This is a genomic window from Ruminiclostridium hungatei, from assembly GCF_002051585.1.
GTDB classification, from domain to species: Bacteria; Bacillota; Clostridia; order Acetivibrionales; family DSM-1351; genus Ruminiclostridium; species Ruminiclostridium hungatei.
In genome coordinates this window covers 62,080-73,931 of record NZ_MZGX01000011.1, presented here as the reverse complement: position 1 = coordinate 73,931, position 11,852 = coordinate 62,080, and the positions used below count along the sequence as shown (strand labels likewise).

Annotated in this window: 11 protein-coding genes and 1 riboswitch; of the genes, 1 reads left to right on the top strand and 10 read right to left on the bottom strand. The window is 44.1% G+C overall.

Translation table 11 applies throughout. The annotated features are described in order from the left end of the window. Window positions 1-88 precede the first annotated feature (88 nt). The 10 genes from thiD to CLHUN_RS09615 form a co-directional block, all read right to left on the bottom strand. A complete protein-coding gene (gene thiD, locus CLHUN_RS09660) occupies window positions 89-895 on the bottom strand; it encodes a bifunctional hydroxymethylpyrimidine kinase/phosphomethylpyrimidine kinase (RefSeq protein ID WP_080064445.1) in 807 nt (268 codons plus the stop codon). A gap of 89 nt (window positions 896-984) precedes the next feature. Next, window positions 985-1,100: riboswitch (TPP riboswitch) on the bottom strand. Window positions 1,101-1,446: 346 nt separating this feature from the next. Next, entirely contained in the window at window positions 1,447-1,842 is a 396-nt protein-coding gene (locus tag CLHUN_RS09655; protein WP_080064380.1) for a hypothetical protein, read from the bottom strand. Between the two features lie 97 nt (window positions 1,843-1,939). Continuing rightward, entirely contained in the window at window positions 1,940-2,524 is a 585-nt protein-coding gene (locus CLHUN_RS09650) for a thymidine kinase (protein ID WP_080064379.1), read from the bottom strand. 239 nt (window positions 2,525-2,763) lie between these two features. Further along, a complete protein-coding gene (locus CLHUN_RS09645) occupies window positions 2,764-3,735 on the bottom strand; it encodes a tocopherol cyclase family protein (RefSeq protein ID WP_080064378.1) in 972 nt (323 codons plus the stop codon). Between the two features lie 150 nt (window positions 3,736-3,885). After that, a complete protein-coding gene (locus tag CLHUN_RS09640) occupies window positions 3,886-4,326 on the bottom strand; it encodes a Fur family transcriptional regulator (RefSeq protein ID WP_080064377.1) in 441 nt (146 codons plus the stop codon). Next, the gene (locus CLHUN_RS09635; RefSeq protein WP_242656486.1) at window positions 4,313-4,450 is read right to left on the bottom strand and encodes a hypothetical protein; all 138 of its coding nucleotides are present in this window, start codon (window positions 4,448-4,450) and stop codon (window positions 4,313-4,315) included. The genes CLHUN_RS09640 and CLHUN_RS09635 overlap by 14 nt, the downstream gene beginning before the upstream one ends. A gap of 134 nt (window positions 4,451-4,584) precedes the next feature. After that, entirely contained in the window at window positions 4,585-6,231 is a 1,647-nt protein-coding gene (locus CLHUN_RS09630) for an S-layer homology domain-containing protein (protein WP_080064375.1), read from the bottom strand. Between the two features lie 248 nt (window positions 6,232-6,479). Continuing rightward, entirely contained in the window at window positions 6,480-9,212 is a 2,733-nt protein-coding gene (gene secA, locus CLHUN_RS09625) for a preprotein translocase subunit SecA (protein ID WP_080064374.1), read from the bottom strand. A gap of 238 nt (window positions 9,213-9,450) precedes the next feature. Then, window positions 9,451-9,852, bottom strand: coding sequence for a hypothetical protein (locus tag CLHUN_RS09620; protein ID WP_080064373.1), 402 nt, complete (start codon window positions 9,850-9,852; stop codon window positions 9,451-9,453). An 18-nt stretch (window positions 9,853-9,870) separates the two neighbouring features. After that, window positions 9,871-10,173 (bottom strand): YerC/YecD family TrpR-related protein, encoded by a 303-nt coding sequence (locus tag CLHUN_RS09615; RefSeq protein WP_080064372.1) that lies wholly within the window; start codon window positions 10,171-10,173, stop codon window positions 9,871-9,873. A 218-nt stretch (window positions 10,174-10,391) separates the two neighbouring features. Between CLHUN_RS09615 and CLHUN_RS09610 the strand changes: the two genes are divergently transcribed. Then, complete coding sequence (locus CLHUN_RS09610; RefSeq protein ID WP_080064371.1) at window positions 10,392-11,804, top strand: hypothetical protein; 1,413 nt, start codon at window positions 10,392-10,394, stop codon at window positions 11,802-11,804. Window positions 11,805-11,852: the final 48 nt, after the last annotated feature.

Here is an 11,852-nt window from a genome sequence, read left to right as displayed (position 1 = left end):
TCCAGCAGGCTGGAATGAGCCGGTCAGTCCGGCTTCCCAACTGCAGTCACAATATTGGTAATTTTATGTTCAGCAATTGACCCGGCCTTTAAACATATGGAACCAGGCCTTCCTTATACAGCTTGTAAAAGTGGTTTGTGGGTCCGTGCCCCTTTCCTATCTCAAGGGAGTGCTCTATTGCCATGGTTACGTACTCCTTGGCCTTTTCAACCGCAAGACGGCAATCCATTCCCAGAGCCAGGTTTGAAGCAATAGCTGAAGACAGGGTACAGCCTGTACCGTGTGTGTTCCGGGTAGGTATTCTTCTGGTGGTGAAGCTGTGATAAGCATTTCCGTCGAAAAGTACATCTTCGGCAGCACCCTCTCTGTGGCCTCCCTTTATCAATACTTTCTGCGCCCCCATTTTATGTATGATTTCTGCGGCTTTCTTCAAGTCCTCCTCTGACGAAATTTTCATTCCGGCCAGGGCTTCCGCCTCCGGTATGTTGGGAGTAAGAATATACGCAAGAGGAATGAGCTCCTTAATAAAGAACTCAAGGGCATTTTCCTTCATCAGCGCGTGTCCTCCCTTTGCAAGCATCACAGGGTCTATTACCACGTTTTCCGGCATATATGCCCTGAGCCTTCCGCTCACAGCCCTCATGCATTCTTTTCCCGACAGCATCCCGATTTTAACCGCATCTACCTCAATATCTTCAAATACCGCCTCCATCTGCTTCTCAATAATATCAGGCCGTATGTCCTGAATATCTATTACCCGGCAGGTATTTTCAGCGACAACGGAAACCACCACACTCATTCCGTAAACCCCGTGAGCCGAAAAGGTTTTCAGGTCCGCCTGAATGCCTGCACCGCCGCTGCAATCGGAGCCGGCAATGGTCAATACCTTTTTCATTATAAGTCCTCCCTTCAAAACAGCTTCCGTCCAGGCTCCCCCGGACAATAAAAAATGCTTCCCCGTCACAGGCAAGCATAATAAATAATCATATACATCACTTTGCTTCCCTACAACGGTGTTAACCGACAGGTTCCAAGGGTCAGGTTCTACCTTCTCAACCATATTGAATTGATAAACTAATATGGTCCCCCCACAAAAATATTAAGTTGTTTGTGCAGTGTGACCAGCAACCGCCGCACTGTGTCTCTTCCCTGCAATAAAAAAACGCCTACCGCAGTGGTAAACGCTGTAATCAAAAATCAAACCGCTTCTTGATCCGTGCTTCCCTTCGACGGTGTTAACCGACAGGTTCTAAGGGTCAGGTTCTACCTTCTCAACCTATGGTATATTCCAAAGGTCCCCCCGCAACTGTTTATTGAATTTTAACATATTCCTGATTATATGTAAAGGAATTTGCCCAAGCCTGGGAATTGACAGCAGCTATTATTATATATCACGCACAAAAAAAATGATAGGAACGAGCCTATCATTTTTCATTTATCACTTGATTACACTGCATTATGAACAAATGAAGCTATACTGCTTAAGGGTATATCCGTTACTGATCCAACATTATATACAGGGGTTCCGCCTCCGCCGCCATAGCCTCCGCCATAATTCTGGTTGAAGTTGCAGCCGTATCCGCTGTTGCATCCGCCGTATCCATGGCTGTTCATATTATCACCCATGTCACCGTTCCCGCAGGAATTTCCCAATGAACATCCCGGTGCAGGACCAATTCTGGTAATCAGTCTGACAAAGCACTCGTTAACCCCTAATATTACCCCGGTAAATCCACAGCCGGACTGTCCTCCACTCTTTGTGAAAATAGTTACAGTTTCACCTATATATTTTGACAGCAGGTGGCAAAAATTATCGTTACAACCAAAGTTACCGTCTCCCATATTATTAAGCTCCTTTCTTTATTGTACTACTACTACTTAATAATAATTTATGTTAACCCTTATGAAAGTGTTACAGGGAAACGAAAATTTTTAGCCGCTACCTGCCCGAAAGCACTCCATCATGCCAGTGCGCCCTGCAAAGGCTGATATACCTGTCATTTCCGCCAACCTCCACCTGTTCGCCCTCTTTTACTATTTTATCGCCCTGGTATCTGGCATTCATTATGGCTTTCCTGCCGCACCAGCAAATGGTCTTAACCTCTTCAATGGTGTCGGCCCAGGCAAGCAGATACTGGCTCCCCTCAAACAGCTCACCCCTGAAATCCGCTCTCAGCCCGTAGCATATAACAGGTATCCCGTCCCGGTCCACAAGCCTGGTCAGGTGATACACCTGCTGCTTTGTGAGAAATTGAGCTTCATCTATGATTACGCAGCTTATCTCCGAAGGTTTATTTATATAATCCTGCACCAGTTCATAAATATTGCTGTCGCTATGTACAAGCAGGCATTCCTCTGTCAGACCGGCCCTGGATTTGATAATGCAGCCGCTTTCCCGGTTATCAATGGAGGGCTTTAGCAGCAGGACCTTCTGACCCCTCTCCTCATAGTTATACTTGACCATAAGTGCATTGGCAGTTTTTGAACTGTTCATGGCACCATATCTGAAATACAATTTAGCCATAGCTACCCCCAAATTTTTTAGTGGTCTGTAACACCTAAAAGTCACATATTGCCGACGGTTAAATTCCCGCAGAATTTCGTTGTCGTTCTTGCCAATACATACAATACATACAGTATTGCCTTCGGCCTCCGCCTTATTCTGCAGAAATTTTCCTCGCCGGCAATATCCGTTTCAGATGTTACAGACCACTAGTAGATTTACCATAATAGTATACCCTATTTCAGACGCTGTTAAAATTGTCAAATGGCAAATTTCTTGAAGTTCCCGGCCAACTCAAGGCCGGTATTCTCTCCGGTGTCGTGGAATATGATTTTTCCGGGCTTTTCAACAAGCAAGACCTCCACGGTTGATGTAATGGATTCGGTTATTTCCACCTCCATAAGTCCCTTTTTAGGAGCTTTCAGCATTCCGCCGCCGCCCACTGCCACCTTAAGACAGAGAACACTCTTCCGGTCCTCTACTTCAATATTCAGAATCTTCTCATGAATTTTTAAACATTTTAACCTGGCTCCGGTGTATGTTGCAAATCTGAAAAAACTGCCTCCAACCTTCAGGAAGGCTATGAGACCGTCAAATTCCCGGCCCAGCCATGGAATGGACGCAATTGAAAACATAAGGGATGTATCCCTGGTCTTAAAGCTGTTGCACTGCAGCCATATCCAGGAATGTGGAAAGGACTTGCCCCAATCCTTTTCAACATAGCCGCTGCCCTCGTTAAAAGCAATATGCTTCCCGTTATAATTTATAAAGCCCTTAAGACGGCTGTGGATATTGATAATCCCATGGTGGCATTCCATAAAGGGTACAAAGGAATAGGGGCCCATTATGCCGGGATTCAACAGGCTCTTGGGAAACGGCACTATATCTGTAAAATCTATTTCACCATAAATGGACGTATTCTGTGAATTTAACTCCAGCCTCATTCCCGCTCTGCTGAAATAATTGTCCATAATGCTTATTTCAAGTTCCCTTTCAGAGTATGAAAACTCTTTCCTGGGAAAATTGAAATATTCTGTGAAGCCTGTCTTTGCATCAATAAACTGGATGAATGAGTGCCCCCTGTTTTTTGAAACGGCTACTCCGGGTATAACGGCAATAATATTCTCCGAGGCCTTGTCAATTATTTTATAATACCAGCCCTCAAAATAATTGTTATGCCTGTATTTGCCCTGAAATATCTCAGGGTTGAAAATCCTTTTTATCAGGTACATATGGTCCTCCGCGCACATAGCTGCTATGTGGGAGTTTCCCCAATAAAATGTGACGTTATTCCTGATAAAGGCTATTTATATCTCACCGCCACAATATTAAAGGGTGGTTCAACCCTTGGTCAAACCACCCCTGTATCCTGTTTTAAATGCTTAACCCCTGCAATTTCTGCACAGGCCATAGAACTGTACTCTATGATCCTTTACCAGAAAACCGTTTTTCTTGAGAATCTGCTCTTCAAGTGAATCCAGCAGGTCCTCCTCCACCTCCGAAACCGAACCGCAGGAGCTGCAGATCAAATGGTGATGCCTGTGGTCCTCATTTGGCTTCACCAGCTCATATCTGCTGAAACCGTCATCAAAATCCAATTTGTGCACCAGCCCCAGCTTATCCAGAAGTATCATGGTTCTATAAACTGTAGCCAGCCCTATTTCAGGATGTTTTACCTTTACCATGTTAAATAGTTCTTCTGTGCTCACATGCTGGCCCGTACATTGAATCAAAGCTTCCAGAATAGCGGACCTCTGACCTGTAAATTTATAGCCGCATTCCTTTAATTTTTCCTTCAAAAAGCCACTATCACCAGTAATCAACAAAAAAACTCCTCTCAGGTTTTTTGCAGGTTTTCCACAAAGAGCATCCCTTACAGTCTTCGCACCCCTTCTTTTCAAAATATATTTTACCACATCTCAGAGATTTTGTATTTTCTTTTTTCATGTCATTTTCCTGCATTTCAGCTTGAAATGCATACCTGCACCCAGTCCACTTGACAAGCATGCTTTGTGTCCAAGGTCCGTCAATTCATATGCCGGGTCCTGTGACATCTGAACAATTTTTTATGTGTATTGCCGCTACCTGGGTTCTATTGATGCTGGATTTTGTATTTTGCCCGGCGACATGGAAAATCCCCCCGGGTAATCCAGCAGGGCGGCCGTCACCCTTACCGCTTCAGCCCTGGATATTGTATTCCGCGGTCTGAAGGTTCCATCGGGATAGCCGGAAAGAATATTGTTCATGGACAGCATTATGATTGACTTATTGGACCAGGAATTGGTTTCAGGACTTACATCGCTGTAGACCTTCTGTGCAAAATTAACGGTGTCAGGGCTGAATAGAATCTTGTCACAGATTACGGCAAATTCTTCCCTGGTTATATTCTTATCAGGATGGAACATATTATTTTCATAGCCGGCAAATATGCCATATTGTCTTGCAATTGCTATCTGCTTTTGAGCCCAATGCCCCGCAGTATCAGCAAAGGGTTTGGAGCCGGTTTCATTTTGCAGTCCCAGGATTTTTACAAAAATCGCCGCAGCCTGGGATCTGGTCAGCTTTCCTTCCGGGGCAAACCTCTTGTCCGGAAAGCCTGAAATGATGCCTTCCTGCGTAAGCTTGAGAATATAGCTCTGAGCCCAATTATTTTCAATATCTGAAAAGGGTCTTCCAAACAGCCATAAGCCGTAATTCTTCCAAAAGCGCTGGGGTTCCTGCCCAAGTGCCCAGCTTCCCGCGCCGGCCAGCTTGTATTTGGATACCAGCAGGAGCTTTTTCTCTATGGATGCCTCATTTTCATACCAGATGTCATAAGTTCCTGCAGAAAGCCGGCTGCTGCCCCAGATATAAGCATTGTCGGTGTCTTTCACCACCAGTGTCCCGCGAGCGCACTGGGCCGTATTATCGTACCCGGCGGAAAACTGTAAGGAGGCTGCCAGCCTTTCCACATCTGCTATGGTAATACCGTAACCTCCGGTTGCCGCCCCCTGTTTCCAGTACCTGCCGTAAAAGGGTATGCCTATTATTATTTTTGCGGGCGGTACGTATTTAAGAGCATAGGTTATGGACTCCTCAACAAAAGACAGGCTTGCAACGGCTCCGGGAGAGCCTCCTGTGTAATGCTCGTCATAGGCCATGATAAATATGGAATCACTGCTTTCACCCAGCGTCTTATAATCATAAGAGCCCTGCCAGCCGGTATTGATGCCCCAGGGATTTGCAGCCACACATACCCAAAGGCTTTTGTTTCCTGGAAGTGCCGCTCTCAGCAAACGGACAAAATCAGTAAAGCTATTCCTGTCAGCCTCCGTAAGGTTCTGGATATCAATATTCACACCGTCGCATTCCAGCTCCTTCACCTTTGCCGCTAATTCAACTGCAAAGGCAGCCCTGTTTGTCACTGCTGCCCGCCCAAGAGTCCGGTCCCAGTTGTTGCTCAAATATGGAATTACCTTGATGCCCTTCGCGTGCATGCTGTTCACAAAAAGTGCATCTGCTTTTGAGGTAACCCGCAGGGTACCGCTGCTGTTGATCTCAAAATAGTCGGGGCACACGGTTGTAAGATTAGCACCGGTTGCAGCCACACTGTTGATATAGGTTGCGGTATTTCCTCCGTATAAATAGCTTAAGCTTTCATATGCACAGGCCTTGTTCTCAAAAAAAAGCTGGGAAAAAAGTCCGGCCATAAGCAGGACAATAAAGGCAAATCTTTTTTCAGGGCGCATTTCAGCAGACCTCCCGGATGTATTTGCCTATTATTTTCTGCAATGCTGTCCCGGATATTCACAATTCGGCCATATAATTTTTTCCCGGCAAAGGAGGAAAGCTTTCACAACAATAAAAATACCGCAGAGCCAGGGAAAGCTATATTCTCCCCAAACGCTGCGGTACTGCCCGCTTATTAAATTAACCTGCTGTTCTGCTCCACGGGCTTGGCTTGTATTTTACAGTTGGAAACAACCATGACTCATGACTATTTGCCGCAGCAGACCTTGTATTTCTTTCCGCTGCCGCAGGGACACGGATCATTTCTTCCAACTCTTGAATTGTTTGTAACAGGCTTTTTAGGCTCGTCGTCACCATGACTTGCATTAACAGGCTCCGCCACCTTTTCGCGCTGCGGCGCATGCTCCCTGTCTATTCTTGATCTCACAAGCAGTCTTATGGAATCCTCCTGAATGGTTTTAATCATTTCCTCAAACATCTGGAAGCCCTCAAACTTGTATTCTATTACCGGATCTCTCTGTCCGTATGCTCTGAGTCCTATTCCATGCTTAAGCTGATCCATGGCATCAATGTGATCCATCCATTTTTCATCAACCACTCTGAGCAGAACAACTCTTTCCAGTTCTCTCATCAGCTCAATGCCGATGTCGTTTTCCTTATATTCATAGATTTTATTTACAATTTCCATGAGCTTTTCTTTCAGGTCTTCCTTGTCAAAGTTTGACCTCTCTTCATCAGATACGGCCAGAGCACCCTGTGGCAGGAACACACTTTCAAGATAATTTGTCATTGTATCCCAGTCCCACATATCTGCATATTGATTTTCAGCACAGTAGGTTTCAATAACATTATCAATAAGGCTTTCAAACATTTTGATGAAGTAGTCTCTCAAATTGTCGCCGTTAAGCACAGTTCTTCTCTGTGCATAAATAACCTCTCTCTGCTTGTTCATAACGTCGTCATACTGCAAGACTCTCTTACGTACATCAAAGTTTCTGCCTTCAACCTTCTTCTGGGCATTTTCAATGGCATTTGAGAGCATTTTATGCTCGATGGGCTGGTCATCCTCCAGGCCAAGGGCATTAACTATGCTGGTAAGCCTTTCTGAACCGAACAGTCTCATGAGGTCATCTTCCAGAGAAATGTAGAATCTTGATGAGCCGGGGTCGCCCTGACGGCCGGAACGTCCTCTCAACTGATTGTCAATACGTCTGGATTCATGCCTTTCAGTACCTATAATATGGAGACCTCCGGCCTCAACAACCTTCTCCCTTTCGGTATTTGTTATCTGCTTGTATTTATCATTGAGTTCCTTAAAACGGCTTCTGGCTTCAAGGATAAGCTGGTCATCGGTATCGTTGAAGCTTGTTGACGCACTTATGAGCTCTTCAGAATAGCCCAGTTTTCTCATTTCCTGCTTTGACATGAATTCAGAGTTACCGCCCAGAACTATGTCGGTTCCTCTGCCGGCCATGTTTGTGGCTATTGTAACAGCTCCCAGCTTTCCTGCCTGTGCAATGATCTCAGCTTCCTTGTCATGGTATTTGGCATTCAGCACCTGGTGAGGTATACCTCTTCTTTTGAGCATGGCACTTAAAAACTCGGACTTTTCTATGGAAATAGTACCTATAAGTGCAGGCTGGCCTCTCTTGTGACCTTCTGCAATATCTTCAATTACCGCATTAAACTTGCCCACTTCATTTTTATATACCACATCCGGGTTGTCCTTACGGATCATTTCCTTATTCGTCGGGATAACAATAACATCCAGCTTATATATGGTGTTGAATTCATTTTCCTCGGTTAACGCAGTACCTGTCATACCGGCAAGCTTTGAGTACATCCTGAAGTAATTCTGGAAAGTTATTGTGGCAAGGGTCTTGCTTTCTCTTTCCACCTTTACGCCTTCCTTTGCTTCAATAGCCTGATGGAGACCATCACTGTACCGTCTTCCATACATCATTCTTCCGGTGAATTCATCTACGATTATTACTTCCCCATCCTTGACCACATAGTCTTTTTCATTTTTCATAAGTCCATGTGCTCTTATGGCCTGGTTTACGTGATGTGAAACAGTCATGTTTTCAGGGTCTGACAGGTTCTCCAGTCCGAAGTACTGTTCGGCCTTTTTTATGCCGTTTGCAGTGAGTACGGCAGTATGTGCCTTTTCATCAACTATATAGTCTTCGTCGTATACTGTATCACTGTCAACCTTGTCATCCATCTGCTTGATTATTTTTGCCTTCAGCTTCAGGGCAAAGGTATTGGCCTTTTTATACAAATCAGTGGATTTATCTCCCATACCGGAGATAATCAGAGGAGTTCTGGCTTCATCTATGAGAATGGAGTCAACTTCATCCACAATGGCGTAATGCAGGTCCCTCTGAACCATATCCTCCTTGTATATGACCATGTTATCCCTGAGATAATCGAAGCCCAGTTCATTGTTTGTGCCATAGGTAATGTCACAGCCATAGGCTTCGCGTCTTTGTTCATTTTCCATATCGTGAACAATAAGCCCCACCGTAAGGCCAAGGAAGGTGTAAATCTTCCCCATCTGCTCACTGTCACGCCTTGCCAGGTAGTCGTTTACAGTAACCACGTGTACGCCTTTTCCTGACAACGCGTTAAGATAAACCGGCAAGGTTGCAACCAGGGTTTTACCTTCACCGGTTTTCATTTCAGATATCCTGCCCTGGTGAAGCACAATACCTCCAATTAACTGAACCCTGAAATGCCTCATGCCCAGGACTCTCACCGATGCCTCACGAACCACGGCAAAAGCTTCGGGCAGGATGTCGTCCAGAGTCTCCCCATTTGCCAGCCTCTCCTTGAATTCTGCTGTTTTTGCCTTGAGCTGGCTGTCGGTGAGCTTTTGTATATCCGGCTCCAGAGCCTCAATCTTATCAGCCAGGGGATAAATCCTCTTTAACTCTCTATCACTATATGAACCGATTATTTTTTCCAAAAAACTCTTCATTTTTTCCTCCTTAAGTAATTAACTTATAATGGGCCTGTGCTGCCCATATTAAAATAAATAGCGGAAATATATTTTTTCCATGGTTTGCCTAAACCCCACAAAATAGTACAATGCTAAAGGTTTTTGGGCATATTTCTTAAAAGTGACAAAAATTTCTGCCAAGCGCATATGGAAAGTCTTCAAATGTAATGGTAAAAACTGTTGCAGCAAAACCTGATAATCCTGTCAAAGGAAACAGTCAGATCCGGCAGGCAGCCGGCGGAGACGAGTCAGTCAGGCTCAGAAAATAGCGCCTGAAATAGGATGATTTCTTTATGCTAAAGCATATTGAAAAAACAATAATAAGGACCAGACCCTCTGTCAAAGGGGTTGCGGCCGTAAAATCAGAATACTTGCTCCTGATGGTGTTCTTTAAATCTATTGCATTTTGTGAAACAGCCTTGAAAAAGGCGGCAGGTGTTCCTTTTTTTCTTTCTACGCCGTTGCCGGCAGTCTGATCGACAGGGTGGATATCCTGCATTATATCAAGCCGTGCAAAGTTTACAAGGTAGTAGTCGATTAAGTCCGCAGATAAATAAGCCCCGCCTTCGGAGGCCAGTGCAGATAAAATTATTATGCTCAGAAATAATTTTTTAAACATCTACCTTACCTGTCTTTCCTATTTTGCCTTATTCTTTTCCTGCAGTCTGTCAAGCACCAGGTTATATCCGTCAGCCCCATATACAAGACATCTGTTTACCCTGCTGATTGTGGCGGTACTGGCACCGGTTTCGTCGCAGATATCGGTGTAGGTCTTTTTGTCACGGAGCATTTTTGCAACTTCAAGTCTTTGTGCCAGAGCCTTGATTTCCGCAATGGTGCAAAGATCTTCAAAAAAATTGTAGCATTCTTCCCTATTATTTAAAAGTAATATAGCATCGAACAAACTATCTGTATGTTCATCTCTAAGCTTGGAATTCATATATGACAAACTCCTAACGATTATCTATAATTTTTTCTATATTTATATCTCTAGTGAATACAATAACAGCTTTTTTTTAAACAGTCAAGGTTGGCAATTACCGTGTAACATTTTCCAGGGAATGCTGCTGCAAATCTTAATTCTATCCTGGGGTAAAAATGAATACAAATATAACGTAAGTCTAATGATCCGCTGCTTGCAGTGAAATGGAGGAAACAATGAACGGTTTGGTTATAATTACAAACAAACAAAAATTATTAATATGCGTGGTTGCTCTTATTTTTATAGTTCTGTCGGCTTTCCTGATTACGCGGCTGGATTTTCCAAAAGCCGCCCATACAGGCAGTGCAAAAATCAGCAAGGTAATGTCTCCCGAGAATGAAAACCAGCATTTGAAGGATATCCTATCAAGCATTTTGCCTGCTGATGATGAAATCCTTTATGAAAACAGCGGCAGGGATTTAATAAGGAAAAAATCAGATGTCCGGCTTACGGAACCCCCATCCTCGGAAATCATAACCAAAGGTAAAAAGCTGTCCTACCTTTTCGTATTTTCCGACGAGGAGTATTTAAGACCAATATATACAAACCTGTGGAAGCAATCCTTTTATCAGGGCTGGCTATACCTGCCGCGAAAAGTGATTTCCGCCCGGCACAGCCTCTTTACCTATTCCGGCGGCGCAGGAAAGGTCTTTGATATTGAGGGCCAGCTTGGGTTTTACCCCAATGTCTCTATTGATAACCAGAATTATTTTAATTTCCTGATTTATAATTTTGACCTGGAAAATATAAGTCAACTGGGAAATGATATTGCCATTTCCGGCAAACCGGCAAAAAAAGGTGTCCAGATAATTTCCATAAAAATAGAAGATGTGGCCGCGCTCATAAATGAAAACCGGAACATAACCGCTCACCTGTGTACTCCTGCAGGTTATGAAATAGATTATCAGAATATCCCCTTTTCAAAGGGCTCCAATAGGATTGAAGATTTCGGGCCGGTGCAGGAGTCCTACACAGAGAGCTCTTATAATGGAACAGATTTATCTTCGCTGGAAATAAGCCAGCAAAATCTGATTTTAAAAAAGGAGCTGGCATTTTTTGTCTCCGACTCCACTAAACCCATATATTTTCAACCTAACGGAACATATCAGACTGCCAACAGTCCCACTGAAACTGCGGATATTGAGGAAGCCCTCAATGGTTTCAAGCCAATAAAGTTCTCTTTCCTTTATAATAATAAAAAATATGCCAGCCCTGTGTATCACCCGGGCTGGAAGGATCACTATGAGCGTGACTGGTGCTATATCCCCCGCAAGATGTACCTGAACATGAAAAGAGCCTATGTACTGCCTCCCAATAAAGAGGTGGCAGCCGACCTGCTGGGAGAATTGGGGTTCTTTGAGAAATTTTCCGGTGTTCCGGAAAATCAGGCGAGTATTGCTGTCAAGAATTTTTCTGTCAGCAAGGCAGGAATTTTTGAAGACAATATCCTGCTGGTAGGTACTCCTGCCCGGACAGGTATGCAAATAGTCGGAATAGACAAAAAAAATCTTGCCGGCTTGAAGGAGTATACCGTCAGGCTTGTTACATCCGACGCATGTGAAATAGACAGCGATATTCTGAGTGATTGACAAAAGCGCATAGTCAGAAATACCCTGTAAAGCAAACAGAATTTTAAC